This window comes from Streptomyces atratus (genome assembly GCF_040655115.1).
GTDB lineage: Bacteria > Actinomycetota > Actinomycetes > Streptomycetales > Streptomycetaceae > Streptomyces > Streptomyces atratus_D.
Genome location: NZ_JBFAJH010000001.1, coordinates 57,897 through 83,637 on the forward strand (window position 1 = coordinate 57,897; position 25,741 = coordinate 83,637).

A 25,741-nucleotide genomic window follows, 5' to 3' on the forward strand; every position below is an offset into this window, starting at 1 on the left:
GTGCCAGTGGCTCCGGACGAGGCGCTTGACGTGCTCAGGCTCAGGATCGCCGACGGGAACCTTGAGACATGGCTGACCGGTTCGTCCGGACGCCGGCTCGCTGTCGTCAGCAATGCCGAACGCGCCATGGTGATGCTTCTCGACAGCGAGGGTGACCCGGGCGAGCACGCGGCGGACCCCGGGGCCGAAGGCTGGAGCGACGGTTTCAGGCTGTCGAACGGCCAGGACGACGAGTACCCCGATGAGGACACCGTGCCGCTGGCCGAGGCACTCCGGATCGTCCGGCACATCCTCTCGGCCGGCACCCCGCCGACCGGCGCGGCCTGGACCACCGACCGCTGACCGGACAGGCTGCGGCATCAGGCCGGATGCGCCTGGCGCTCATGAGGTCGTCCTCGCAAGAAAGTCGAGGCGACCGTCCCCGTCCCACTGAGCAGCCGTCCTTCGGAGCGGTCCGGAACAGGGCCGGCGGGTGGCCCTGTTAACGGCCACTGCGTGGCCCCGTTGCCCGTCCGCCGGATCCTCCGGGTCGGCCGGGGCCTCCGGCCGGCCCCGCACCTTGTCGGTGCGCCCGGTTAGCCTCTGTGGGGTGTCCTCACGTATCACCGATCCCGAGCAGCTCAAGGAGCTCCTCGGGATCCCCTTCACTCCGGAGCAGACGGCCTGCATCACCGCGCCGCCCGCCCCGCAGGTGATCGTGGCCGGAGCCGGGTCCGGGAAGACCACGGTGATGGCGGCGCGCGTGGTGTGGCTGGTGGGGACCGGGCAGGTCGCCCCGGAGCAGGTGCTCGGGCTCACCTTCACCAACAAGGCGGCGGGCGAGCTCGCCGAGCGCGTCCGCAAGGCACTCGTCGCCGCCGGGGTCACCGACCCGGACGCCATCGACCCGGACAACCCGCCGGGCGAGCCCAGCATCTCCACGTACCACGCCTTCGCCGGACGGCTCCTCACCGAGCACGGACTGCGCATAGGACTCGAACCCACCACCCGCCTCCTCGCCGACGCCACCCGCTACCAGCTCGCCGCCCGCGTGCTGCGCGAGGCCCCCGGCCCGTACCCGGCACTGACCAGGTCGTTCCCCACCCTCGTCAGCGATCTGCTGGCACTCGACGCCGAGCTGGCCGAGCATCTCGTACGCCCCGAGCAGCTCGCGGAGTACGACGCCGAGCTCCTCCGTGCGCTCGCGTCGGCCCGGCTCACCAACGCCGAGCTGCGCAAGATCCCGGAGACCGCCGCGGCACGCCGCGAACTCCTCTCGCTGACCCGGCGCTACCGGGACGCCAAGCGCAGCCGCGACCTCCTCGACTTCGGCGACCAGATCGCGCTCTCCGCCGAGCTGGCCCTCACCCGCCCGGAGGTCGGCGCGATCCTGCGCGACGAGTACCGGGTCGTCCTGCTCGACGAGTACCAGGACACCTCCGTCGCCCAGCGGCTGCTCCTCTCCGCCCTCTTCGGCAGCGGCCCCCAGGCGACGGCGGGCGCCACCGCGTGCGGGCACGCCGTCACCGCCGTCGGCGACCCCTGCCAGGCGATCTACGGCTGGCGCGGCGCCTCCGTCGCCAACCTCGACGACTTCCCGCACCACTTCCCGCACGCCGACGGCGCCCCCGCCACCCGGTACTCCCTCAGCGAGAACCGCCGCAGCGGCGGCCGCCTGCTGCACCTCGCCAACGGGCTCGCCGAGCCGCTGCGCGCCATGCACGAAGGCGTCGAAGCGCTGCGCCCCGCCCCCGGCGCCGAACGCGACGGCATCGTCCGTTGTGCCCTGCTGCGCACCCACACCGAAGAGATCGACTGGCTCGCCGACTCGATCGCCCATCTCGTACGGACCGGGAAGGAACCCGGCGAGATCGCCGTCCTGTGCCGAACGGCGGGCGACTTCCCGGAGATCCAGGCCGCGCTCGTCGCCCGGGACATCCCGGTCGAGGTCGTCGGTCTCTCGGGGCTGCTGCACCTGCCCGAGGTCGCCGACCTCGTCGCAGTCTGCGAAGTCCTCCAGGACCCCGGCGCCAACGCCTCCCTGGTCCGGCTGCTCACCGGCCCCCGCTGGCGGATCGGCCCCCGCGACCTGGCCCTCCTCGGCCGCCGCGCCCGCCTCCTCGTCCACCGCGCGGCTCATGCGGACGACGACGACTTCGACCCCGACCGCCGGCTCGCCGAGGCGGTCGAAGGCATCGACCCGGCCGAGGTGATCTCCCTTGCCGACGCCCTCGACACCTTCCTCGAATCGAGCGGTACGGAGGACGACGGGCTGCCGTTCTCCGCCGAGGCACGCGTCCGCTTCGCCCGCCTCGCCGCCGAACTGCGCGAGCTGCGCCGCTCGCTGGCCGACCCCCTCATGGACGTTCTGCACCGGGTCCTCGCGACCACCGGTCTCGAAGTCGAGCTCTCCGCGTCGCCGCACGCGCTGGCCGCCCGCCGCCGCGAGACCCTCGCCAACTTCCTGGACGTGGCGGCCCGCTTCGCCGCAGCCGACGGCGAGGCCACACTGCTGGCCTTCCTCGGCTTCCTGCGCACCGCCGTCCAGTACGAGAAGGGCCTGGACAACGCGCTGCCCGGCGGCGAGAACACCGTCAAGGTCCTCACCGCCCACAAATCCAAGGGCCTGGAGTGGGACGTCGTCGCCGTGCCCGGCCTGGTCACCGGCCAGTTCCCCAACGACCGGTCCCGTGACGCCTGGACCTCCCAGTCCAAGGTCCTTCCGCACGCCCTGCGCGGCGACGCACCCACCCTGCCCGTCATCCACTCCTGGGACGCCAAGGGGCTGGGGGGCTTCAAGGAGGAGATGAAGGAGCACCAGCACACCGAGGAACTCCGCCTCGGCTACGTCACGTTCACCCGGCCGCGCAGCCTGCTGCTCGGCTCCGGCCACTGGTGGGGACCGTCCCAGAAGAAGCCGCGCGGCCCGTCGGACTTCCTGCAGGCGCTGTACGAGCACTGCGCGGCCGGGCACGGCGAGATCGAGGCGTGGGCGGACGAGCCGGCCGAGGACGAGGAGAACCCGGCCCTCGCGGAGGCGGCCACCGATCGCGCCTGGCCGCTCCCGCTGGACGACACGGCGCTGGCCCGCCGCCGGGCGGCCGCGGAGACGGTGCTGGCCCACCTGGAGACACTGGCGGGGGAGTCGGTGGCGGGTGCGGCGCCGGGGGCGTACCCCGTGGCACCGGACGACCAGCGGTACGCCGACGACGAGCCGTACCCGGACGACGAGCCGTACCCGGACGACGAGGCCGCGGACTGGGACTCCCTGTCGAGCGAACCCCCCGCGGACCCCGCCCTCACGTCATCGGCCCCCCGGATCCCCGCCCCCCACGTCCCCGCCGCCCGCACCCCCTCACGGCTCACCCCGGAGGAGACCCGCACCCTCGCCTCCTGGGACCGGGACCTCGACGCGCTCGCCGGTGAGCTGCGCCGCGCCCGCGCCACCGTGCGCGAGGTCCTCGTGCCCGCCTCGCTCTCCGCAACACAGCTGCTGAGGCTCGCCGACGACCCCGACGGCTTCGCCCAGGAGCTGGCCCGACCCATGCCACGGCCCCCCGCGCCCGCGGCCCGCCGGGGAACCCGGTTCCACGCCTGGGTGGAGGCACGCTTCGAGGAGCTGCCGCTGCCCATGCTCGGCCCCGACGAGCTGCCCGGCGGCGACGAGAGCGACGCCGACATCGCGGACGAGCGCGACCTCGCCGCGCTCAAGGAGGCCTTCGAGCGCACCCCGTACGCCCACCGCACCCCGTACCGCGTCGAGACACCGTTCCAGATCACGCTCGCGGGCCATGTGATCCGGGGCCGGATCGACGCCGTGTACCGCACGGAGGGCGCGGACGGGGTCACGTACGAGATCGTCGACTGGAAGACGACCCGGCACGCCCCCCACAGCCATGAAGGCACCTCGGCCGTCCGCACGGCCGACCCACTGCAGCTGGCCGTCTACCGCCTCGCCTGGGCGGAACTGCACGACGTACCGCTCGACTCCGTCACCACCACGTTCCTGTTCGTCCGCACCGGAGAGGCCGTCCGTCCGACCGGTCTCCCCGGTCGGGCCGAGCTCGAACACATCCTGTGGGACGAGCCACCTCCCACAGGCCGATAGGCTCAAGACCATGAGCGACACCCCGGACAGCGCCGTCCGTACGTACACCGAACAGCACCGCGCAGCCTTCCTCGACGACCTTGCCGAGTGGCTGCGCATCCCCTCCGTATCCGCTCAGCCGGAGCACGACGGAGACGTACGGCGCAGCGCCGAGTGGCTGTCCGCCAAGCTCAAGGAGACCGGCTTCCCGGTCACCGAGGTCTGGGAGACGCCGGGCGCCCCCGCCGTCTTCGCCGAGTGGCCGTCCGACGACCCGGAGGCCCCGACCGTCCTCGTCTACGGCCACCACGACGTGCAGCCCGCCGCCCGGGAGGACGGCTGGGACACCGACCCGTTCGAACCGGTGATCCGGGACGGCCGGATGTACGGGCGCGGCGCGGCCGACGACAAGGGGCAGGTGTTCTTCCACACCCTCGGCGTGCGGGCCCACCTCGCCGCCACCGGCCGCACCACCCCCGCCGTGCACCTCAAGCTTCTCGTCGAGGGCGAGGAGGAGTCCGGCTCCCCGCACTTCCGCGCCCTGGTCGAGCAGCGGGCCGCGCGCCTCACCGCCGACGCCGTGATCGTCTCCGACACCGGCATGTGGGACGAGACGACCCCGACGGTCTGCACCGGCATGCGCGGTCTCGCCGAGTGCGAGATCGAACTCCACGGCCCCGAGCAGGACATCCACTCCGGATCGTTCGGCGGCGCCGTCGCCAACCCGGCGACCGCCGTGGCCCGCCTCGTCGCCGCGCTGCACGACGCGGACGGACGGGTCGCGATCCCCGGTTTCTACGACGGCGTGACGGAACTCACCGACACCGAGCGCGCCCTCTTCGCCGAGCTCCCCTTCGACGAGGCCACCTGGCTGCGTACCGCCAAGTCGCAGGCCGCGACGGGCGAGGCCGGCTACTCCACGCTGGAGCGCATCTGGGCCCGCCCCACCGCCGAGGTCAACGGCATCGGCGGCGGCTACCAGGGCGCCGGAAGCAAGACCATCATTCCGTCCTCCGCCCTCGTGAAGATCAGCTTCCGGCTGGTCGCGGGCCAGGACCCCGACCACGTCCAACAGGCCGTCCGAGCCTGGGCGCAGGCGCAGTTCCCGGTCGGCATCCACCACCGGATCACCTTCGCCCCCGCCACCCGCCCCTGCCTGACCCCGCTGGACCACCCCGCCCTGCAGGCCGTGGCCCGCGCCATGGGACGGGCCTTCGGCCAGAAGATCCTCTTCACCCGCGAAGGAGGCTCGGGCCCCGCCGCCGACCTGCAGGACGTGCTCGGCGCCCCCGTCCTCTTCCTGGGCATCTCCGTACCGTCCGACGGCTGGCACGCCCCCAACGAGAAGGTCGAGCTGGACCTCCTGCTCAAGGGCGTGCAGACGGCCGCCCACCTCTGGGGCGAACTGTCCGCCGCACTCCGCTGAATCCTCTGAACACCCGATCCGTCCCGGGGGAGTAGGAAGCACCTGTGAGCACCTTCGACAACGCCACCGCAGACCGGCCCATCGGTCTCACCGCGCCCAGCGGCATCGACCGCGTCGCGCACCACCGCCTCGACGAGGCCTGGCTCTCCGCCGCCTGGAGCCACCCGACCACCCGGGTCTTCGTGGTCTCCGGCGGGCAGGTGCTGATCGACGAACCCGCAGACAGCACAGACGGCGGCACGGAGATCGTCATGACCCCGGCCTTCGAGGCACCGGTCACCGAGGCCCACCGCTACTTCCTCGGCACCGACGAGGACGGCGTCAGCTACTTCGCGCTCCAGAAGGACTCGCTGCCCGGCCGCATGGACCAGTCGGCCCGCCCGGCCGGGCTGCGCGAGGCCGGACTGCTCCTCGGCCCCCGCGACGCGGGGCTGATGGTGCACGCGGTGGCGCTGGAGAACTGGCAGCGGCTGCACCGCTTCTGCTCCCGCTGCGGCGAACGCACCGTCATCGCGGCGGCCGGCCACATCCGCCGCTGCCAGGCCTGCGGCGCCGAGCACTACCCGCGCACCGACCCGGCGGTGATCATGCTGGTCACGGACGACCAGGACCGCGCCCTGCTGGGCCGTCAGGTGCACTGGCCGGAGGGCAGATTCTCGACGCTCGCGGGATTCGTCGAGCCCGGGGAGTCGATCGAGCAGTCCGTCGCCCGCGAGGTCTTCGAGGAGGCGGGCGTCACGGTCGGCGAGGTCGAGTACATCGCCAGCCAGCCCTGGCCCTTCCCGTCCAGCCTGATGCTGGGCTTCATGGCCCGGGCCACGTCGTCGGAGATCAACGTCGACGGCGAGGAGATCGAGGAGGCGCGCTGGTTCTCCCGCGAGGACCTGACGGCTGCCTTCGAATCGGGCGAGATCCTGCCCCCGTTCGGCATCTCGATCGCGGCCCGTCTGATCGAGCTCTGGTACGGCAAGCCGCTCCCGAAGCCGGGCAGCGTCGGCTGACACACGGTGCGGGGCGGGCGACGGGGCACCGGCACGACCGGGTCGTCCGCTCACCCCTGCGCCCGCGGGCCCGCCGTCGAGCGAGCCGACTCCGCGCCTGAGCCCCCGGCGCCCCGCCCGGGGTCTGCCGCCCGAGCGCGCGGGCACCATGTGCGGCGCCCGCCTCACCGCTGACACCCTGCACCGCTTCCCGCTTCCCGCTTCCCGCTGTCCGGCCCGTCCGGACCACCCGGGTCCGCCTCGACACCTGCCCGGACGGGGGCATCGCGCGCCTGCGGCTGCACGGCAGCCCGGCCCCCGCGGGCCTGACGGACGTGACCCCGGCGGTTCGCCCGGTAGTCACTCCGTGCGCAGCGCCGTGGCCGTGCGGGCCCTGGCCGCCCAGCCGGCCGGAAGCAGCGCGCCCAGCATGGCGATCACGATCCCGGCCAGCCCCAGCAGCGCCAGCTGCGGAGCGTCGTAGACCTCGAGGATCGACGGCGGCAGACCGGTGCCCGCCGCGTGCCCCATCACCGGCAGCACAAAGCCGTGCAACGCGAACCCGGCCGGCACGCCGATCAGTCCGCCCAGCAGGCCGATCCCGGCCACCGAGGCGAGCACGAGGCTCACGGTCTGCCGCGGCGACATGCCGAGCGCCTTGCAGACACCCAGGTCGTGGACGCGTTCCCGGGTGTCGAGGACGACGGAGTTGAGCACGCCCAGGCCCGCCACGGAGACCAGCATCAGGGTGAGCAGCACCGCCATCGCGTCCAGGATGAGGATCATGTTCTCCTGCTCCGAGGCCGAGTTCGCGAAGGCGTCGCCGCCCAGCGGCTCCACCACCGCGGCGAGCTTGCGGGCGTACTCGTCGGGGGAGACGCCCGGCTTCACCTCGATGTGGAAGGACTGCGCCTCGGCCGCGGCGAAGCCGGCGATGTCCGCGTGGATGTGCAGGCCGTCGTCGGACGTATCGAAGGCCTCGCCGACGATCCGCAGGGTTTCCGTGTCCTTCTCGAAGGTGACCCGCACCGTGTCGCCGATCCTGGTGCCGGTCCGTTCCAGGAAACGCGTCGACACGACGAGCTGTCCCGCACCGGAGAGCCAGTGTCCGGAGATCATCTCGTAGCTGCCGGGACTCGAATCGCCCTGATACAGGCTGGCCCGGACCGAACCGGAGATTCCGGCCAGAGTGACCTCGGCCTGGCTCAGGCCGTAGTAGGTGGCGGTACCCGCCTGCGCCTCGATGGCGGCGCGGACCTTCGCCGGGTCGGCGGACGGCGGCGTGCCCTCTCCCCTGGAACGAGGAGGCCCGCCGCCCTGGGCGACCGGTCCGCCGCTGACGGCGGTGACCGCGGCGCGATCCTCGGGATCCGACGCCTTGCCGACCGCGTTCAGGGACTGCGTCAACCCCACCGCGAAGGTCGCCGCGACCGTGCCGAAAGCAACCGCCAGCAGCAGCGCGGCCGTACGGACCGGGTGTGCGAAGGGGCTTGCGAGGCCGTAGGTCACCGGCCGCGGCAGCGGCAGCCGCCCCGCCGCCCGGTGCGCCCACTGGCCGCGCCCCGTGCGCGGCGCCCGGCCGACCGCAATGGCCTCGACCGTACGCAGCCGCCCGGCCCGCAGCGCGGGGACCAGCGCCGCGATCCCGACGATGAGCAGCGCCACGGCCGGCACCACGACGTCCACCCACCAGGCCACGGCGAGCGAGGCCGTACCGTACACCTGCTCGGTGTCCTCCAGCAGCGGTACGGCCAGCAGATTGCCCAGCACGACCCCCAGCGCGATGCCGGCGCCGGCCGGGATCAACGCCTGGGCCACATAGGCGTGTACCACCTCGCGCGGGCTGAAGCCGATGGCCTTGAGGATGCCGATCCGGCGCAGGCTCGTGCCGACCGCGCCGCTGACCACACTGCCGACGATGATCACCGACATGACGATGCCGAGCAGACCGAAGGCGATCAGGAACGGGATGGTCGCTGCCGCGCCCTCATCGGCGGCGTGCTTGGTATCCAGATAGGACTGGGCGCCCAGCATCGCCCCGGACGGCACCGCCGCGGCGAGCTGCGTCCGGTCGACGGCGATCTGTCCCTTCGTCCCGGCCGAGTCGAAGCGGTAGAGCATCTGACTCGTGACCGGGCTGTCCTTCGACGCCAGCCCACCGACCTGTGCGGGGATCGCCCAGGCGTCGGCGGTCCGGCTGGCCGACAAGGCGAAGCCGACGATGGTGAGTGTCCGGCTGTCCGCGGCGTCCGAAGCCTTCAGGGTGGAGCCGGTCTTGAGGATGGGTCCGGCGAGCGCCGCGGAGAGCACGACCTCGCCGGGCTTCTGCGCCCACCGGCCGGACTTCAGGTCCAGGTCGTCGACGGCACCGCCCGGACCGGACCGCCCGACCAGGGTCAGCCCCGGCAGATGCCCGCCGTTCTCATCCACCGGGTGGATGGTCGTGGAGGGGAACGGCCCCGCGCTCGCCGTGACTTCGTCCAGCTGCCGGGTGGCCTCGAGATCCGCCGCCCCGGCCTTGGCCGGATCGAACTGCACGGTCAGATGCGCACCGTGCTGCTTCGCGAAGGCGTGGTCGAAGGGCGCGTTCGTCGCGACCATGAGCGATCCGGCGACGACGGCCGAGGCCACGGCCATCATCGTGGCCACGGCGATCACCACCGTCTGCACCCGGCGCCGGCTCACCCCGGAGCGTACGACCCGGCCGAGCGCGCCCGTGCCCCAGCGGCTCATCGGGCGGCCTCCGCATGCGTGTCGAGGGCCAGGTGACCGTCGACCAGATGAATCGTGCGGCTCGCGCACGCCTCCGCCAGCGCCAGATCGTGCGTGACCAGCACGATGGTCTGCCCGCCGCGGTGCAGATCCACCAGCAGTTCCCGTACGTCGTGGCCCGAGGCGGTGTCGAGCGCGCCGGTCGGCTCGTCGGCGAGCAGCAGCGCGGGCCGGTTGACCAGGGCCCGGGCGACCGCGACCCGCTGGCGTTCGCCACCGGACAGCCGGCCCGGACAGGCGCGGGCGTGCTTGGTGATGCCGAGCACCTCCATCAGCTCACCGGCGCGGGCCGCGGCCTCTCGTCGCGGGATGCCGGTGAGCTGGGCGGGGAGCTGGATGTTGTCGGCGACGGTGAGGTCGTCGAGCAGATTGAAGAACTGGAAGACCATGCCGATCTGCTCGCGGCGGAACGTGGCCAGGGCGTGCTCGCTCAGCTGGTCGATCCGCCGCCCGGCCACGGTCACGGCGCCCTCGGCCGGCTTGTCCAGGCCGGAGACGAGGTTCAGCAGCGTGGACTTGCCGCTGCCCGAGGGGCCCGTCACGGCGAGCGCCTCACCCTGTTCGACGGTGAGCGTGAGCGGTCCGAGCGCGGGCGCGCCGGCGCTGTCGTACCGCTTGGCCACGCCCTCCAGTTGGATCACCTGGGTCATCGGAGTGTCCATCCTTTACGGTCGAGAGGGGACTTGCGCTGACTGCCGGCTCGATGAACGTAGGGGCGGCCCCGCTCCGGACGCGTCGGCCGCGGCACCGACATCGGGCCCTTCCCGCGGAGGATCCGGCTGCGGGGTCATCCCTGCGATGTACGCCTCGGGGACAGCGGGCCTGCTTATGGAGGCGGACGCGGGACAGGGCGGAAGGGCCGCACACTGAGCTGATGGAGACGGAAGACCGGCGCGGATGGCGTCAGCAGCTGCGCGACGCGCTACGGCCGGAGACGAAGCCGGCCCCGCTGTCGCGCCGGGCGGTGCGCGCCGATGTGGTGCTGGCGGTCGTGCTGACCGTCATCGCGCTGATCGTCGCGACGCGTTACCCCGACAGCGGGCCGGTCCAGATCAAGCGGGACGTGCCGTTTCCGCCCCCGCTGCCCCCGCTGCCCCTGGGCGTCCCGGTCCGGGAGGAAGGACCCTCGTCGACGATCTGGCCGCTCGTCGTGCTCTCGGCGCTGCCGCTGGCCTACCGGCGCCGGTATCCGCTGATCGCGTTCGCGGGGGCGATGGGCGCGACGCTGGCCATGGGCGACGACGCCACCTGGATGGGCGTGGTCACCTGCGTCATCGGCGCCTACAACGCCGTCATGTACAGCCGCTACCGGACGCGGGCCATGGCCGCGATGGTCCTCGCCGCCGTGCTGGCCGGCCTCGCGTTCAAGGACGCGGAGCCCATCCTGCCGGGCTGGTCGAGTCCGGCCGTTGTGCTGCTGATCGCCGGGGTGCTGGCCAGCCTGGTCCGGATCTGGCAGCGACAGCTGGCGGCGAGCCGGGACCGCTACACGCAGCTGCAGCAGGCTCAGGAAGAGGCCACGCGCCGGGCCGTCGAGGAGGAGCGTTCCAGAATTGCCGCCGAGCTGCACGACGTCGTGACCCACAATGTGAGCGTGATGGTGATTCAGGCGGGCGCGGCGCGCAAGGTGATGGACGCGGCGCCCGAGCGGTCGAAGGAAGCGCTGCTCACCGTCGAGGCCGGCGGCCGGGCCGCCATGGCCGAACTGCGCCATGTCATGGGCCTGCTCGCGGCCCCGGACCACGAGCGCCCCGACGGCCTCGAGCCCCAGCCCGGGCTCGGGCAGATGGACGCCCTGGTCGAGCGGGTGCGCGCCGCCGGCACACCGGTGCACGTAGCGGTGTCGCTGCCACCGGACCCGCTGCCGCCCGGGGTGGACCTCGCGGCGTACCGGGTCGTCCAGGAGGCGCTGACCAACACGATCAAGCATGCGCCCGGGGCCGAAGCCTCCGTCATGATCGGTTACGCCGAGGACAGCCTGGAGATCGAGGTCATGGACACCGGCGGCGTGCGGGACGCTGTGCCGGCGGCAGGCAACGGCCGCGGCCTCATCGGACTGCGCGAGCGGCTGACGGTGTATCACGGGGAGCTGACGTCCGGTACGACGCTCGCCGGCGGCTACCGGATCAAGGCTCGTATCCCCTGGCGGACCGCATGAGCCGGCCGGCCCTGCGCGCTGTCATCGCCGACGACCAGGCCCTGGTGCGTACGGGCTTCGGGATGATCCTCGCCGCCGACGGCATCGAGGTGACGGCCGAGGCGGCCGACGGGGCCGAGGCGGTCGCCGCAGTCCGGCGAACCCGGCCCGACGTCGTTCTCATGGACATCCGGATGCCGCAGATGGACGGCATCGAGGCGACCAGGCGGATCCTCGCCGACGGCGGCCAGGACGGCACCCGCGTCATCATCCTGACCACGTACGACCTCGATCACTATGTCTATGCCGCGCTCACCGCAGGCGCCAGCGGCTTCCTGCTCAAGGACGTCACGCCCGAGCATCTGGTCGCCGCCGTGCGCCTGGTGCAGTCCGGTGACGCGCTGCTCGCGCCGACGATCACCCGCCGCCTGATCGAGCGCTTCGCCCACCGCGACGAAGTGCAGGCCACCACCTTGCACCGCGATCTGTCCGGGCTGACCCCGCGAGAGCTCGAGGTCCTCCGGCTACTGGCTACGGGTCTCAGCAACGCGGAGCTCGCAGAGCGCCTGTTCCTCAGCCTCACAACTGTCAAGACCCACATCGGCCGCATCCTGTCCAAGCTGGACCTCCGCGACCGCGTCCAGGCGGTCGTCCTTGCGTACGAGACGGGGCTGATCTCCCCGGGAGGCGACGCCTAGATCGTTTCCTTCGGATCACCTGCCGGACCACAGGTCCGGGCTGGCCGGAGGCAGGGGTGACCGGCTGCGCGAGGGTCCGCGAGGGGCTGCCGGCCCTCCGCTGAGCGCCGCCCCCTCCGGCGACCTCGACCGGAGGGGGCGTGGCGCGCGGGAGCGTCAGACCGCGAGAGCCTGCTTCACCTGGGCCAGGCTCGGGTTCGTCATGACGATGTTCTCGCCACCGTTGGGGGGAACCACCAGAACCGTCGGTACGGTCTGGTTGCCCCCGTTGGCCTTCTCGACGAACGCCGCGGACGCCGGGTCCTGCTCGATGTTGATCTCGTTGTACGTGATGCCCTCGCGGTCCATCTGGCCCTTGAGCCGACGGCAGTAGCCGCACCACGTGGTGCTGTACATCGTCACAGTGCCCAGCATGTTTTCGCGCTCCTCTGTCTTGTTGGTCTCACTCACGAATCGCGGAAAAGCCCCCCCATGCGCATCCCCGCAGGGAGTGGAACGTATGTGACCTGGTCACCATTCCCGCGCCGGCCCCGCATTAGTACGACGGATGCTGCTCCCCTGTGGACAACTTCCGCGTCCGCCGCTCCCGACCTGGCAGCATGGCGGGGTGACAGCAGCAACGCATTCCTCTCTTTTCCCGCAGGTCCCCGAGTCGGCGGACGCCGTGCTCGACGGGCTGGACCCCGAGCAGCGCGAGGTCGCCCTGGCCCTGCACGGCCCGGTGTGCGTGCTGGCCGGAGCCGGTACGGGCAAGACGCGAGCGATCACGCACCGCATCGCGTACGGGGTGCGCGCCGGGATACTCCAGCCGACCAGTGTGCTGGCCGTCACGTTCACTAACCGGGCCGCGGGCGAGATGCGGGGCCGGCTCCGCCAGCTCGGCGCGGCCGGAGTGCAGGCGCGGACCTTCCACTCCGCCGCGCTGCGCCAGCTCCAGTACTTCTGGCCGAAAGCAGTCGGCGGCGAGCTGCCGAGGCTGGTGGAGCGCAAGGTCCAGCTGGTCGCCGAAGCGGCCGCGCGCTGCCGCATCCGGCTCGACCGCAACGAGCTGCGGGATGTCACCAGCGAGATCGAGTGGGCGAAGGTCACCCAGACCGTGCCCGCCGACTATCCGGCCGTGGTCGCCAAGACCCAGCGCGACGCCCCGCGCGACACCGCCGAGATCTCCCAGATCTACGCGATGTACGAGCAGCTGAAGCGCGACCGCTCGGTGATCGACTTCGAGGACGTACTGCTCCTCACCGTCGCCATCCTCCAGGACCGTCACGACATCGCCGACCACGTCCGGCGCCAGTACCAGCACTTCGTGGTCGACGAGTACCAGGACGTCAGCCCGCTCCAGCAGCGCCTGCTCGACCTCTGGCTGGGCGACCGGGACAACCTGTGCGTCGTCGGGGACGCCAGCCAGACGATCTACTCCTTCACCGGGGCCACCCCCGAGCACCTGCTGAACTTCCGCACCCGCCACCCGAACGCGACCGTGGTCAAGCTGGTCAGGGACTACCGTTCCACGCCCCAGGTCGTCCACCTGGCCAACGGCCTGCTCGGCCAGGCCCGTGGCCGCGCCGCCGAGCACCGGCTCGAACTGGTCTCGCAGCGGGAGAGGGGCCCCGAGCCGGCCTACACGGAGTACGGGGACGAGCCCGCGGAGGCGGAAGGCACCGCCCGCCGGATCCGCGATCTGATCGCCGCAGGTGTCCCGGCCGGGGAGATCGCCGTGCTCTACCGGGTCAACTCCCAGTCCGAGGTCTACGAGCAGGCCCTCTCCGACGCGGGCGTGCCCTATCAGCTGCGCGGCGCGGAGCGCTTCTTCGAGCGCGCGGAGGTACGGGAAGCAGGCGTCGCTCTGCGAGGAGCGGCGCGCGCCGGGGGGAACGACTCCTTGCTCGACGACGCGGAGGGGCTCCCCTCACAGGTGCGGGCCGTGCTCTCCACCAAGGGGTGGACCACGGAGCCGCCTGCGGGCTCCGGCGCGATGCGTGACCGCTGGGAGTCCCTCGCCGCGCTGGTCCGGCTGGCCGAGGACTTCGAACAGGCCAGGCCCGGGGCGACGCTCTCCGACCTGGTGGCGGAGCTGGACGAGCGGGCTGCCGCCCAGCACGCCCCCGCGGTCCAGGGAGTCACGCTGGCCTCGCTGCACTCGGCGAAGGGTCTGGAGTGGGACGCCGTGTTCCTGGTCGGGCTGTCCGAGGGCATGATGCCGATCACGTACGCCAAGACGGATGAGCAGATCGAGGAGGAGCGCCGCCTGCTGTATGTCGGTGTCACCCGGGCGCGTTTCCATCTCTCGCTGTCGTGGTCGCTGTCCCGGTCGCCGGGCAGCCGCGGTGGGCGGCGCCCGAGCCGCTTCCTGAACGGACTGCGTCCCGGCTCGGCGGCGCTCGGCGGGCGTGGTACGGCCGGCGGTGGAGGAGGAGGCATCGAGCGCCCCGCGGTGACCAGGCGCAGGCGTCGTGGCCCCGCGCTGTGCCGGGTCTGCGGCAAGACACTCACCGACGCCGGCGAGATGAAGCTGATGCGCTGTGAGGACTGCCCCTCCGACATGGACGAGGCGCTGTACGAGCGGCTGCGCGACTGGCGGGCGGACCGGGCGAAGGAAATCGGCCAGCCCGCCTACTGCGTGTTCACCGACAAGACGTTGATGGCGATCGCCGAGGCGGTGCCGGGCAGCGAGGGCGAACTGGCCGGGATCTCCGGGGTCGGTGTCCGGAAGATGGACCGGTTCGGAGCCGCAGTGCTGGCCATATGCGCAGGTGAGGACCCGGTCGAGGGGCTTGAAGGAGACGACGGGGAAGGGTGAGAAAAACTCGTCGAAAAAATAGTTTGCGCCCGCCCCAGTCATCACCATAGGTTCTTAACCACGGGAACAGCGACTTCTCTGAAGCCCTGATCCTGTGCTGTACTTATCCGAATACGCAGGACCGGCCCGCCGGTCCACCGAGACGCCGAGAGGAGGCGATTGTCGTGATCAGCATCATCAAGACCAACAAAATGACCGATCTGTCGGTCGTCTCCGCCTGCTCGCTCGGCCTCGCCTGCTCTTCGGAATTCTCGCTTCGTGGCACCGGTCTGTCCGGTATTTCTGCCGTCAGCCCGCTGTCCCTGGCGAGCCTCCCCGTGCGGGAGCGCAATGAGCGACCGACCCAGGCACCGACGGCAGCAGTAGCGAAGGGACAGGCCAAGGCGGCCTATGCCTTTGCGGCAGTCGGTGCCGGAGCCGAGAAGCAGACGACGCACCACATGATGTGGGCCTTCCGTGGGCCTGAACCCTGGAGTGATCCAGCCTGATCGACCATCAGGCCGGCGCCTTCAGGGCCGCGGAACCCCACTCGGGATCCGCGGCCCTTTTGTTTTGTCCCAACGGACGACACAGCGAGAAGGCGCCTCGGGACAAGCAGTACCCGGTACCAGCAGCCACCCGGCCGACCGGCCGGAACAACCAGACGAGGACACCACCACCGTGCAACTCGAAGCGCACGCCCCGTCCGTACCGCCTTCCGAAACGATCCCCCCGCCCGGCCTCACGGAGGACTCCACCTTGATCCCCCTCACTGCGCTCACCGCGCTCGACGACGCCATCGAGAACCTCGGCGTGCCCGTCCCCTGCCGTTCCTACGACCCGGAGGTCTTCTTCGCCGAGTCGCCGGCCGATGTCGAGTACGCCAAGTCGCTCTGCCGCACCTGCCCGCTCGTCGAGGCCTGCCTCGCCGGCGCCAAGGAGCGCCGCGAGCCGTGGGGCGTCTGGGGTGGCGAGCTCTTCATCCAGGGCGTCGTCGTCGCTCGCAAGCGGCCGCGTGGCCGTCCGCGCAAGAACCCGGTTGCGGCGTGACCGCCGGCCTGGGAGCCACGGTTCCCAAACCCATGAAGCGCATCGGAACCATCGACCGTCCCCGGACCCACGACCCTCGAAATCAGGCACCAATGACCGTCCCCACGAACGAGCCCATCGGCTCCGCGACACCGAACGTCACGATCATCGGCGCGAACGACTCGCGTCAGAACAGGACCCGCGAGATGCAACTCATCCCAGAAGCCCTGGCTCGTGCGCATATGCACGACCGCCTGAGGGAAGCCGACGCGGAGCGCCGGGCCGTGCGCCTGGTCACCGCTCGGCGGATGCAGCGCCGGGCGGAGCGCGTTTCGATGCGTGCCCGCCGCGCGCTGGCCATGGCGGTCATGCACTAGCCAGGCCGGAAACCGCAGCAACCGCTGCCGGGCGCCGCTCCGCCCGGCAGCAGCCAGCACCCCCTTGTCAGTACCCCTTCCGCGGGGCCGGTCCGAACGGGCCGGCCCCGCGGTCGTGCTGTGTGGTGCCGTGCCGCGCAGCGAGGACGGAGTTATCGTCACGGGGTGGACGAGGAGACTCATCACCCCGCGCAGCCGGGTGCCGAGATCGTGGTGTGCGCCCTGTGCGGCACCACCGCCGACAGCGCGTACGCACCGCCGACCTGGATCTGCTCCGTGGAGAACGGCAGGCGCCAGTACTTCTGCGACAACTGCGCCCGCACTCACCTCAGGGCGATCGAGGGCCGCCTCGACTCGGCCTGGTGGTGACCTGCCCGCCCGGTGCCGAGGCCGTGCCGGCGCCGGGGGCGAGGTCGACGCGGGCGGTCCCGGACACTGCGCCGGATCCTAGGCCGGCCGGTCGTCGAGCAGCTCGCCCTCGGTCAGCTCCTGACCGGTCAGCTCGTGGCCGGTCAGTTCCTGGTCCGGGAGCTCCAGGTCCCGGATGTGTTGCTCGGGCAGGTCCTCGACGGGCAGGAACCCCGGGACCCAGGCCTCCAGTTCATCCCGAAGCCGCACTGTCGCACCCAGCTGGCACAGCACCCCGATCGTGCTCAGCGTCACCCGGTGTATCAGCAGATAGGCGGGCGGCAGATTCAGCTGCTTGCCCAGCTGATGGGCCGGGGAGCGGGGATCCGCTATCCGGGCCGCCTGATTGCGCATCCAGCTCCGGGTGAAAGTGAACTCCTCCACCTGCGCCGGCTCGATGATGGGCAGGAGATAGTCCAGTACCTCATCCGGGTTGAGGTCGATGGACTTCTTGACGAAGCCCTCCTCGCGCAGCAGTTCGTACACTGCCTCCGCGTCACCCTCCAGCGTCAGCCGCAACGAGTCCCCGATGGGCTGAGGCAGGCCGCCCGGCAGCCGGTCCACCGTGCCGAAGTCCAGCACTCCGAGCCGCCATGTCCCGCTGCCATCGCCTTCCGTCTCCCCGTCCGCTTCACCGCCCCCGGGCAGGAGCCGGAAGTTGCCCGGATGCGGGTCGGCGTGCAGCAGACTCGTGCGTGCTGGACCCGAGAAGAGGAACCGCGCCAGCAGCTGACCCGCCCGGTTCCGTTGTTCCTGGGTGCCCTCCGCGATCACCTCGGACAGCGGGACGCCGTCGATCCACTCCGTCACCAGCACCTGGTCGGACTGGTACACCACACCGGGAACCACCACATCGGGGTCGTTCGCGAACTCCTCGGCGTGTTCTCGCTGCGACTGTGCCTCCAGTTCGTAGTCCAACTCCTCCGACACCCGGTCGCGCAGCTCCGCGATGAGCGGCTTGATGTCCATTCCGGGGATCAGCGGGCCGAGCAGCCGGGCGAAACGGCTGAGTTGGGTCAGGTCCGAGATCAGGGCCTCCCCGGCGCCCGGATATTGCACCTTTACGGCGACGGCCCGCCCGTCGTGCCAGACCGCCCGGTGCACCTGCCCGATCGACGCGGCGGCCGACGGCTTGTCCTCGAATTCGAGGAACAGCTCCCGCCAGTCCTCGCCGAGCCGCTCCGTGAGCACCGCGTGGACCGTGCGGGTCGGCATGGGGGGAGCGGCTTCCTGCAGTTTGGTGAGCGCCGCCCGATACGGCCCGGCGACCTCCTCGGGCAGCGCGGACTCGAAAACGGACAGGGCCTGACCGAGCTTCATGGCACCCCCCTTCAGCTCGCCCAGCGTGCGGAAAAGCTGGTCCGCCGTGCGTTGCTGGAGCTCACGGGTCACTATCTCCGCGGACTTGCCGCCGATCCGTTTGCCCAGCCCCCAGGTGGCACGGCCGGCGAAGCCGAGTGGCAGCGCGGCCAACTTGGCTGTACGGGTGACCGCTTTCCGGGGAAGATCAGACATACGCCCCTCCAAATCCCAGACTGCCGTGCCGCGTGCGGCGGTTACCCGGCCATTGTGTCGTGCGCCGCGCCGAGCCCTGAGGTGCGCTCCACTCCAGTGTGCCCACTCGCCCCGCAGGAACAGTCGAGGTGTGGCCCGATCCGCTCCGACCGCCAGTCCAACAGCGGCAGGGCGGCCTCGCATCGAGCCCCTGTGCCGGCGGGCAGTTCGCCGTCGAGAAACGCAAGTGCCTGGGCCGCGGCGAGACCGGCCACCGCTGTCGCCAGCGCCAGGTCACACGCCTGCACGGCGCTGCGCCGCCCGGACCGCCACTGGGCCAGCATCCGCGGCCACTGCGGATCCTGATCCGTGCGGTGCAGGTCCAGGCATCCTGCGCAGGCCGTGCCGCCGGGCAGTACCAGCGGACCGACCACGCCGGTGGCCTCGATCACCCCGGCATAGAGATGGGGAGTACCCGAAGCGATCCACGGCTCGGCTGCACGCGGGTCGGGGGCGTACACCGCGAGACCGTCCCGAGGAGCGACCACGACCAGGGACAGCCCGGGACCACCACGCGAAGGGGAGCGGTCCGTCCCCGTGGCCCGGGGAACGGGACCGACAGCGGATCGTCGTACCAACTGCCGGGCGGCGGTGTCCCTGCGCTCACCGACCGCGGTGGCCGGTAGCCCGCCGGGCGCGACGTCCGACGGCTCGGTGACCCCACCGTCCAGGACCTCGACCAGGCCCACACCGGATCCGGACAGCACCGCCGCGATGGCCGCACCGACCCGGCCGGAGCCCCGCACCTGGACCCGCATCGCGCGGCGGGCCGCCAACCGCCGCAGCCCGCCGCCTGGTTCGGGGTACACGACCGAGAGCGCTGCCAGATCGGGGCGCTGCCGCTCCAGCACACCGGCCCGGTTGCGCAGCGCATCGGCGTCCGGCCCGCCCGCCCGGACGTCGTCGATCAGTCCGGCTTCCGCCAATCGCGCCACCAGCGTGTCCACTTGATGGCCGGACAGATTCAGTGCCCTGGCTTGCTCGCGCAGCAGCGGCAGTCCGCGCGTTCCGTCGAGCAGTTCCAGGAAACTGCCCGTGGCGATATCCATCGGACCGACCTTCACCGCGTGAGCGGGCGTCACCCCGAATTGCACGGTGTTCCTTCCACGCCACGCTCGGCGCAGTGCGGGTTTCAACATCGGATGCATGGCTTCCCCTTGGCCCGTGTTCGTCCTGCTGCGGTTTCTGCTCCGTGCGATATCTGTGCGCTCTCTGTGCAGTCCCGGAGTGATCCGCGGGCGCGCTGCGTGCGTCGTCCGCGGACCGGAGCTTCGCGAGATCCGTTGCCAGAATGCAGGCCGGCGCCGAAGTGTGCAGAAAGTTATCCACAGGCATGGGGTATTAGTCGTTCAAATGGTGCACGCCGTGGAACGGATCATGCGCGAACCGTCCCGGAGGCGGGACTTCCCGCACTGGCAGCGGGTAACGTCGGGGCGTGCCCGCCGACCCGTCACCCGGCTTCGCCGGGGAGACTCCCGCGCGCAGCGCCAAAGACCATCAGCGCAGCGCGGCCAGCCATCCGCCCCGCATCTCGGCGACGAGCGCGGTCGAGGTCCGCAGGAGCACCCGACGCAGCAGAACGGTCTCCGCGTACCGGGAGGGCGACCGCACCATCGTGCTGATCCCCGCCAGGATGTCGGAGGCGGAGGAGCGGCGCTGGGTGACCGTGATGCTCGACAAACTCGCGGCCCAGGAGAGCAAGCGCGTCCTCGGCGACAGCGAACTCACCGAGCGGGCCGAGCGGTTGTCCGCCCAGTATTTCGCGGGCCGGGCCAGGCCCGCCTCGGTGCGGTGGGTGACCAACCAGAACACCCGGTGGGGGTCCTGCACCCCGGCGGAGGGCAGCATCCGTCTGTCGCACCGCTTGCAGGGAATGCCGGAGTACGTCGTCGACTACGTGCTCGTCCACGAGCTGGCACATCTGCTGGTTCCCGGTCACGGTCCGCGGTTCTGGCGGCTGCTGGAGGCGTATCCGCGCACCGAGCGGGCCCGCGGCTACCTCGAAGGAGTGGTGGCGGCGGACCGGCTGCCTCATCTGCCCGCCGCGCGTGGTGAGTGACGTTCAGTGATTCTGTACCGGGTGTGTACCGACTTAGCTCAATGTCGGAGTTTGCGGCTAGCCTGGCGCGACGCATTCACATTCGGGATGGGGGACGGTCGTTACGCATGGCCAGGGAATTCCAACGCGGCCACAAGGCCAAGATCAGCGATCTCACGCCGGGGACGGATCTGTACGTAGGTGTGCAGATCGCCGGTCCTGGACTGACCTTCGACATCAGCTGTTTCGGCCTCGACGCCCATGAGCAGCTCTCCGACGACCGGTATTTCATCTTCTTCAATCAGCCGAAATCGCCCGAGGAGTCCATTCAGCTCCTCGGCGCCCAGTCCGGTGACACCGAGTCGTTCCGCGTCACTCTGGACCGCATTCCGGCGAACATCCACAAGCTGTCGTTCACCGCGACCGTCGACGGCGCGGGGCAGATGTCGCAGATCGGTCCGGGATACATCCGGATCGTCGCGGGCGGCGAGGAAGTCGTCAGGTACGCCTTCACCGGCTCCGAGTTCACCACCGAGCGCGCGGTGATGCTGGGCGACTTCTATCTGAAGGACGTCTGGCGGTTCGCCGCTGTCGGACAGGGCTTCGACGGCGGCCTCGACGCGCTGCTGAAGAACTTCGGCGGTGAGGTCGCCGAGGAGGCGTCCGCCGCACCGCAGCCGCAGACCGCGGTCCCCTCGTTCGCCCCGCCCGCGCAGCCCTCGGCGCCCGCTCCGTCCTTCGGTGCCCCGGCCGCTCCGCAGGTCCCTCAAGTCCCGCAGCCGGCTCCGTCCTTCGGTGCCCCGGCCGCGCAGGCCCCCACTCCCCAGCAGCAGATGCATGCCGCGCCGACGATAGCGGCGCCGATGGTGCCGCACGGTGGCACCGTCCCGCCGCCCGCGCCCGCCCCCGCTCCCTACGGCCAGCCGGGACAGCCGCCCCAGTTCGGGCAGCTCCCCGGCCAGGCCATGCCGGCCGCCCCCTACGGCCAGCAGGTCCCGGCACCGTACGGTCAGCAGGCTCCGGCTCCGTACGGGCAACAGCCCCCCGGAATGCAGCCGGGCATCCCCCAGGGTGTGCCGCAGGCCGGCGCCGGTCTGCAGGCCGCGCTCCAGCCGTACAAGGAGACGGCCACCGGCCAGCGTTGGACGCCGCAGAACCAGCAGCTCATGCGGGTCGACCTCACCATGGGCGGTACGCCGGTGCTCGCACGCCAGGGCTCCATGGTGATGTACCAGGGCAAGGTCGACTTCAGCTACAAGGGCGCCGGTTTCGCGGGCCGCATGGTCGGGAATGCGACCGGCCAGGAAATGCAGCTGATGCGCTGTACCGGTCGCGGCCAGGTCTTCCTCGCCGAGGACGGCTCCCATCTGCACTCCATCGAGCTCCAGGGCGACGGCATCTGCGTCTCCGCGGAGAGCGTCCTCGCCTTCGACGAGTCGCTGCAGTACGAGGTCCGCAGGATCGAGGGGCACGGCATCCCCGGCGGTGCACTGTTCACCATGCAGTTCCAGGGCACCGGCACGGTCGTCGTCAAGACCCACGGTGTCCCCGTCGTCCTGCCGGTCACGCCGACCACGTTCGCCGACTGCAACGCCGTGGTGGCCTGGTCGGCCGCGTCCCAGGTGATCATCTCCAGCCAGGTCCGGCTACGCCGCAACGCGTACCCGGGGCACAGCGGAGAGACTGTGAACCTCCAGTTCCGGGGAGCCCCCGGCAACTTCATCGTCGTCCAGCCCTACGAGGTCTGAGGGAGCCCGTCATGAACCAGCAGCTCGCGGGCTTCGCCCCGACCCCTGTCACGGCCCGTATGGAGAACCACGGCCATACGATGCTCAAGGTCGCCATGGCCACCGGCCAGGACCTCTACGCACGTACCGGCTCGATGGTGTCCTACGAGGGCTTCATCCAGTACGAGCCCAACCCGCCCGCCGTCCGGCAGATCGCCTCCCAGTGGATCACCGGCGAAGGCGCACCCCTGATGAAGTGCTCCGGTGACGGGCTGCTCTACCTCGCCGACTACGGCGCCGATGTGGTCGTCATCAATCTCAACAACGACTCCCTCTCGGTCAACGGTACGAACGTCCTGGCCTTCGACGGCCACCTCACCTGGGGCGTGGAGCGGGTCAAGGGCCTGGCGAAGTTCGCCGGCCAGGGTCTGTGGAACGTCTGTATCTCCGGCACCGGCTGGGTCGCGATCACCTCGCGCGGTACGCCGATCGTCGTGGACTGCGGACGCGGCGAGGACGAGACCTATGTCGACCCGGACGCCCTTGTGGCGTGGTCCCCGAACCTCAAGGTGAAGGGAAAACGCAGCTTCAAGGCCTCCTCGCTGATCGGGCGGGGAAGCGGCGAGGCGTTCCAGATGGCCTTCTCCGGCCAGGGCATCGTCGTCGTCCAGCCGAGCGAGGACAGTACGGACCGCCTGCGGGTCCGGAACTGAGGGGGAGCGAGAACACACCATGCAGAGTCCGCTTTTCAACTACACGGAACAGCAGTCCCAGGACCGGTACACCCTGCAGAACCCGCAGCTCCTGCGGGTCTCGCTGGCCGGCCACGACGACGTCCTCGCCCGCAAGGGGGCCATGGTCGCCTACCAGGGGCTGATGGAGTTCGACGGCGAGTACCAGTCGCACGGGCAGCGCCGCGCCCGCGCGAGCACCGGTGAGGGCCTCGACCTGATGCGCTGCTCGGGGCAGGGCACCGTCTACCTCGCCAACCTCGCGCAGTACGTCCATGTCGTGGACGTCGACCGCGATGGCATGACGGTGGACAGCGCCTATGTCCTGGCGCTCGACTCGTCGTTGCACACCGAGGTCATCGCCGTGGACAGCCAGTACGGCATCTCGGGCAGCGGCAAGTACCAGCTCAACATCTCCGGCACCGGCAAAGTCGCCCTGATGACGTCCGGTCAGCCGCTGATGATGCAGATCACGCCGGACAAGTACGTCAACGTCGACGCCGACGCGATCGTCGCCTGGTCCAGCTCCCTGCGCGTGCAGATGCAGGCACAGACGCACTCCTCGGGCGTCTGGCGGCGGCGCGGCAACACCGGTGAGGGCTGGGAGCTCAGCTTCCTCGGACAGGGCTTCGCCCTGGTCCAGCCGAGCGAGGTGCTGCCCCCGCAGAGCGCCCAGATCGGCCAGGGGCTGCGCGCCCAGTACGGCATGGGCCAGCAGGGAGCACACGGCCAGAACCAGAACAACGTTTGGAACTGAATCGCGGCGCACGGACGCGGGTGAGGGGCGCCCTCCCAGGAGGGCGCCCCTCACCCGTTGCGGTGTCGGTGCCGAGGGCCGTCGGTACGGCTACCGGCCGCCTTCCAGTGCCGCGCGCGTACGCGCCATCAGCCGCACGACCGAGGTGTCGGCCACCTCGGCCACCTCGTCGTACGCGAACCAGCGCAGATCCAGCGACTCGTCGCTGATCTCTTCCGTCGCGCCCGGCGGTGCCAGCGCCGCGTACTGCACATCCAGATGCCAGTGGCAGGGCGCCGGGATCGCATGCCGGTCCAGCACCACCGGGCCGCCCGCCAGCAGCGTCAGACCGCTGATGCCGGACTCCTCGGTGGCCTCACGCAGCGCCGCAGCCGCCAGCGTTGCGTCCTCGGGCTCGCAGTGGCCGCCCATCTGCAGCCACATCTGAAGCTTCCGGTGCAGCGTCAGCAGCACCCGGCCGCGCTCCGGATCGACGACCAGCGCGCTGGCCGTCAGATGCCCGGCCCCGCACGCCTTCCACATACCGTCCGGATGCCGTGCCAGATGGTCCAGATAGGTCTGGCGCAGCTGCTCCTGGTCAGGATCGGCCGGGTCCTCGTACCTCTTCAGTACGAGGACGGCGTCGTCGTACAGGCTCACTGGTCGGTGTCGTCCTTGCCGTCGCCGGCGCCGCCGGTTTCCTCGCCCTTGTCGTCCGCGGGCTTCCGGGGACCCTTCGCGGCCTCGCCGAGCATCTTGTCCAGCTCGGAGAAGTCCAGCTGCTCGTGGTGCACGAACCCGTCCGGGTCGTCCAGGTCATGCGCGGTCGGCAGCATGTCCGGGTGCTCCCAGAGCGCGTCGCGCCCGTCGAGACCGCGCGCGTCCGTGAGCGACGCCCACAGCCGCGAGGCGTCCCGCAGCCGACGCGGCCGCAGCTGCAGCCCGATCAGCGTGGCGAACGTCTGCTCGGCCGGACCGCCGGAGGCACGGCGCCTGCGCATTGTCTCGCGCAGTGCGTCCGCCGAGGTCAGCCGGGACTTCGCGGCCTCGTGGACCACCGCGTCCACCCAGCCCTCGACCAGCGCGAGCGCCGTCTCCAGCCGGGCCAGCGCCGCCTTCTGGTCCGGCGTGTCCTCCGGCTGGAACATGCCCTGCTGAAGGGCGTCCTGCAGCTGCTCGGGCTGCGACGGGTCGAACTGGCCGACCACGTCCTCCAGCTTGCTGGTGTCGACCTTGATGCCGCGGGCGTATCCCTCGACGGCGCCGAACAGGTGCGAGCGCAGCCACGGCACATGGGCGAAGAGCCGCTGGTGGGCGGCCTCACGCAGGGCCAGATAGAGCCGCACCTCGTCCTGCGGCACGCTCAGGTCCTTGCCGAACATCTCGACGTTCAGCGGAAGGAGCGCGGCCTTGCCCGCCGGGCCGAGCGGCAGCCCGATATCGGTCGAACCGACCACCTCACCCGCCAGCACACCCACCGCCTGCCCGATCTGCTGACCGAACATCGCACCGCCCATCGACCGCATCATGCCGATCAGCGGGCCGGCCATGGCCTGCATCTCCTCGGGCAGCACATCACCCATGGCCATGCCGACACGCTCCGCCACCGGGTCGACCAGCTTCTGCCAGGCGGGCAGGGACGCCTCGACCCACTCCGCACGGCTCCACGCCACGGTCGAGACCGCCCCGGAGGGCAGCGACGTCACGCCGTCCAGCCAGTGATCCGCCAGGCGCAGCGCCTCGTCGACCGCCGACCGCTCGGACGGGCCGATGCTCACGTCCTTGGTGCCGTCCGGCGTGCCCTGCGAGACCGTCTGGCGGGCGATCTGCTTGGCCATGTCCCAGTTCACGGGACCGCCCTCGTAGCTCAGCATCTGGCCGAGCTGTTGGAAGGCGGCTCCCAGGTCGTTCGGGTTCATCGTGCCGAACATCGCCGCGAACGGGTTGTCCCCGCCCGCGCCCGGCCCGAAGCCGAACGGGTTCGCCGGCCCGCCCGAACCCTGCCCACCTCCGGTGGGGTCCTTCGTCTTGCCCTCGTCGCCGTTCTCCGGCTCCTCCGGCGGAAGGCCGAATCCGAATGGGGTGTCACTCACGGGTTTCCTCGGCTCGTAGGGCCGCCGGCTCGAACCGACGGCGACTGCCCGACATCACCATCCAGCGTAGACACCATGTCCGCTCAGGGCCTCAGTGCTCCGCCGGCTGCCGGCCTGCGGCAGGATGGACGCCACCTGGTACGTACGCGTCATTCGGGTACGTACTGAAGACAACCGCTGGAGACGCCCG

Annotated in this window: 22 protein-coding genes; 15 read left to right on the forward strand and 7 right to left on the reverse strand. The window is 71.1% G+C overall.

What is annotated here, in order from left to right:
• Positions 1 to 30: 30 nt before the first annotated feature.
• The 4 genes from AB0I23_RS00270 (at position 31) to nudC (ending at position 6,493) form a co-directional block, all read left to right on the forward strand.
• On the forward strand, positions 31 to 342 hold the full coding sequence (locus tag AB0I23_RS00270) for a hypothetical protein (protein ID WP_359105283.1): 312 nt from the start codon (positions 31 to 33) through the stop codon (positions 340 to 342).
• Between the two features lie 247 nt (positions 343 to 589).
• Positions 590 to 4,087, forward strand: a complete 3,498-nt coding sequence (locus AB0I23_RS00275) for an ATP-dependent DNA helicase (protein WP_359105286.1) — start codon at positions 590 to 592, stop codon at positions 4,085 to 4,087.
• Positions 4,088 to 4,097: 10 nt separating this feature from the next.
• The gene (locus tag AB0I23_RS00280; RefSeq protein WP_359105289.1) at positions 4,098 to 5,492 is read left to right on the forward strand and encodes a dipeptidase; all 1,395 of its coding nucleotides are present in this window, start codon (positions 4,098 to 4,100) and stop codon (positions 5,490 to 5,492) included.
• A gap of 44 nt (positions 5,493 to 5,536) precedes the next feature.
• Entirely contained in the window at positions 5,537 to 6,493 is a 957-nt protein-coding gene (gene nudC, locus AB0I23_RS00285) for an NAD(+) diphosphatase (RefSeq protein ID WP_359105292.1), read from the forward strand.
• A 339-nt stretch (positions 6,494 to 6,832) separates the two neighbouring features.
• On the opposite strand, the gene AB0I23_RS00290 is transcribed toward nudC, so the two are convergent.
• Positions 6,833 to 9,205 carry an ABC transporter permease gene (locus AB0I23_RS00290; protein WP_359105295.1) on the reverse strand — a complete coding sequence of 791 codons (2,373 nt, stop codon included), beginning with the start codon at positions 9,203 to 9,205 and terminating at the stop codon, positions 6,833 to 6,835.
• The gene (locus AB0I23_RS00295) at positions 9,202 to 9,894 is read right to left on the reverse strand and encodes an ABC transporter ATP-binding protein (protein WP_359105298.1); all 693 of its coding nucleotides are present in this window, start codon (positions 9,892 to 9,894) and stop codon (positions 9,202 to 9,204) included. Before AB0I23_RS00295 ends, AB0I23_RS00290 begins: the two co-directional genes overlap by 4 nt.
• Positions 9,895 to 10,118: 224 nt before the next feature.
• Here AB0I23_RS00295 and AB0I23_RS00300 point away from each other — a divergent pair, with 224 nt between their 5' ends.
• Positions 10,119 to 11,402, forward strand: a complete 1,284-nt coding sequence (locus tag AB0I23_RS00300; RefSeq protein WP_359105301.1) for a sensor histidine kinase — start codon at positions 10,119 to 10,121, stop codon at positions 11,400 to 11,402.
• On the forward strand, positions 11,399 to 12,079 hold the full coding sequence (locus AB0I23_RS00305) for a response regulator transcription factor (protein ID WP_359105304.1): 681 nt from the start codon (positions 11,399 to 11,401) through the stop codon (positions 12,077 to 12,079). Before AB0I23_RS00300 ends, AB0I23_RS00305 begins: the two co-directional genes overlap by 4 nt.
• Before the next feature lie 156 nt (positions 12,080 to 12,235).
• On the opposite strand, the gene AB0I23_RS00310 is transcribed toward AB0I23_RS00305, so the two are convergent.
• Positions 12,236 to 12,493, reverse strand: coding sequence for a glutaredoxin family protein (locus tag AB0I23_RS00310; protein WP_359105307.1), 258 nt, complete (start codon positions 12,491 to 12,493; stop codon positions 12,236 to 12,238).
• 133 nt (positions 12,494 to 12,626) lie between these two features.
• Between AB0I23_RS00310 and AB0I23_RS00315 the strand changes: the two genes are divergently transcribed.
• From AB0I23_RS00315 to AB0I23_RS00335, 5 genes are all read left to right on the forward strand, one after another.
• Entirely contained in the window at positions 12,627 to 14,879 is a 2,253-nt protein-coding gene (locus AB0I23_RS00315; protein WP_359105309.1) for an ATP-dependent DNA helicase UvrD2, read from the forward strand.
• Between the two features lie 164 nt (positions 14,880 to 15,043).
• Positions 15,044 to 15,367, forward strand: coding sequence for a hypothetical protein (locus AB0I23_RS00320; protein WP_359105312.1), 324 nt, complete (start codon positions 15,044 to 15,046; stop codon positions 15,365 to 15,367).
• 172 nt (positions 15,368 to 15,539) lie between these two features.
• Entirely contained in the window at positions 15,540 to 15,908 is a 369-nt protein-coding gene (locus AB0I23_RS00325; protein ID WP_030915514.1) for a WhiB family transcriptional regulator, read from the forward strand.
• A gap of 32 nt (positions 15,909 to 15,940) precedes the next feature.
• Positions 15,941 to 16,264 carry a hypothetical protein gene (locus tag AB0I23_RS00330; RefSeq protein ID WP_359106212.1) on the forward strand — a complete coding sequence of 108 codons (324 nt, stop codon included), beginning with the start codon at positions 15,941 to 15,943 and terminating at the stop codon, positions 16,262 to 16,264.
• Positions 16,265 to 16,429: 165 nt separating this feature from the next.
• The gene (locus tag AB0I23_RS00335) at positions 16,430 to 16,633 is read left to right on the forward strand and encodes a hypothetical protein (RefSeq protein ID WP_359105315.1); all 204 of its coding nucleotides are present in this window, start codon (positions 16,430 to 16,432) and stop codon (positions 16,631 to 16,633) included.
• Positions 16,634 to 16,711: 78 nt separating this feature from the next.
• On the opposite strand, the gene AB0I23_RS00340 is transcribed toward AB0I23_RS00335, so the two are convergent.
• Both AB0I23_RS00340 and AB0I23_RS00345 read right to left on the reverse strand, forming a co-directional pair.
• Positions 16,712 to 18,187, reverse strand: coding sequence for an ABC1 kinase family protein (locus AB0I23_RS00340; protein ID WP_359105318.1), 1,476 nt, complete (start codon positions 18,185 to 18,187; stop codon positions 16,712 to 16,714).
• Between the two features lie 41 nt (positions 18,188 to 18,228).
• Positions 18,229 to 19,374: a ThiF family adenylyltransferase gene (locus tag AB0I23_RS00345; RefSeq protein WP_359105320.1), complete on the reverse strand. Its 1,146-nt coding sequence runs from the start codon at positions 19,372 to 19,374 to the stop codon at positions 18,229 to 18,231.
• Between the two features lie 287 nt (positions 19,375 to 19,661).
• Between AB0I23_RS00345 and AB0I23_RS00350 the strand changes: the two genes are divergently transcribed.
• From AB0I23_RS00350 to AB0I23_RS00365, 4 genes are all read left to right on the forward strand, one after another.
• Entirely contained in the window at positions 19,662 to 20,285 is a 624-nt protein-coding gene (locus AB0I23_RS00350) for a M48 metallopeptidase family protein (protein WP_359105323.1), read from the forward strand.
• A gap of 107 nt (positions 20,286 to 20,392) precedes the next feature.
• Positions 20,393 to 22,012, forward strand: coding sequence for a TerD family protein (locus AB0I23_RS00355; protein WP_359105326.1), 1,620 nt, complete (start codon positions 20,393 to 20,395; stop codon positions 22,010 to 22,012).
• Positions 22,013 to 22,023: 11 nt separating this feature from the next.
• Complete coding sequence (locus AB0I23_RS00360; RefSeq protein ID WP_037688983.1) at positions 22,024 to 22,704, forward strand: AIM24 family protein; 681 nt, start codon at positions 22,024 to 22,026, stop codon at positions 22,702 to 22,704.
• Between the two features lie 19 nt (positions 22,705 to 22,723).
• The gene (locus AB0I23_RS00365) at positions 22,724 to 23,479 is read left to right on the forward strand and encodes an AIM24 family protein (protein WP_359105328.1); all 756 of its coding nucleotides are present in this window, start codon (positions 22,724 to 22,726) and stop codon (positions 23,477 to 23,479) included.
• A 90-nt stretch (positions 23,480 to 23,569) separates the two neighbouring features.
• Here the strand turns inward: AB0I23_RS00365 and AB0I23_RS00370 are convergent, their stop codons facing one another.
• Positions 23,570 to 24,118, reverse strand: a complete 549-nt coding sequence (locus AB0I23_RS00370) for an NUDIX hydrolase (RefSeq protein WP_359105331.1) — start codon at positions 24,116 to 24,118, stop codon at positions 23,570 to 23,572.
• The gene (locus AB0I23_RS00375) at positions 24,115 to 25,551 is read right to left on the reverse strand and encodes a zinc-dependent metalloprotease (RefSeq protein ID WP_359105334.1); all 1,437 of its coding nucleotides are present in this window, start codon (positions 25,549 to 25,551) and stop codon (positions 24,115 to 24,117) included. The genes AB0I23_RS00370 and AB0I23_RS00375 overlap by 4 nt, the downstream gene beginning before the upstream one ends.
• Positions 25,552 to 25,741 lie beyond the last annotated feature (190 nt).

Bases quoted from the DNA above. Each gene is read 5' to 3' on its own strand.
- AB0I23_RS00315 (WP_359105309.1), top strand. From the start codon at position 12,627: ATGCTGCTCCCCTGTGGACAACTTCCGCGTCCGCCGCTCCCGACCTGG.
- AB0I23_RS00365 (WP_359105328.1), top strand. From the start codon at position 22,724: ATGCAGAGTCCGCTTTTCAACTACACGGAACAGCAGTCCCAGGACCGG.
- AB0I23_RS00300 (WP_359105301.1), top strand. From the start codon at position 10,119: ATGGAGACGGAAGACCGGCGCGGATGGCGTCAGCAGCTGCGCGACGCG.
- AB0I23_RS00340 (WP_359105318.1), bottom strand. From the start codon at position 18,187: ATGTCTGATCTTCCCCGGAAAGCGGTCACCCGTACAGCCAAGTTGGCC.
- AB0I23_RS00305 (WP_359105304.1), top strand. From the start codon at position 11,399: ATGAGCCGGCCGGCCCTGCGCGCTGTCATCGCCGACGACCAGGCCCTG.
- AB0I23_RS00280 (WP_359105289.1), top strand. From the start codon at position 4,098: ATGAGCGACACCCCGGACAGCGCCGTCCGTACGTACACCGAACAGCAC.
- AB0I23_RS00345 (WP_359105320.1), bottom strand. From the start codon at position 19,374: ATGCATCCGATGTTGAAACCCGCACTGCGCCGAGCGTGGCGTGGAAGG.
- AB0I23_RS00295 (WP_359105298.1), bottom strand. From the start codon at position 9,894: ATGACCCAGGTGATCCAACTGGAGGGCGTGGCCAAGCGGTACGACAGC.
- AB0I23_RS00360 (WP_037688983.1), top strand. From the start codon at position 22,024: ATGAACCAGCAGCTCGCGGGCTTCGCCCCGACCCCTGTCACGGCCCGT.
- AB0I23_RS00310 (WP_359105307.1), bottom strand. From the start codon at position 12,493: ATGCTGGGCACTGTGACGATGTACAGCACCACGTGGTGCGGCTACTGC.
- AB0I23_RS00330 (WP_359106212.1), top strand. From the start codon at position 15,941: ATGAAGCGCATCGGAACCATCGACCGTCCCCGGACCCACGACCCTCGA.
- AB0I23_RS00355 (WP_359105326.1), top strand. From the start codon at position 20,393: ATGGCCAGGGAATTCCAACGCGGCCACAAGGCCAAGATCAGCGATCTC.
- AB0I23_RS00290 (WP_359105295.1), bottom strand. From the start codon at position 9,205: ATGAGCCGCTGGGGCACGGGCGCGCTCGGCCGGGTCGTACGCTCCGGG.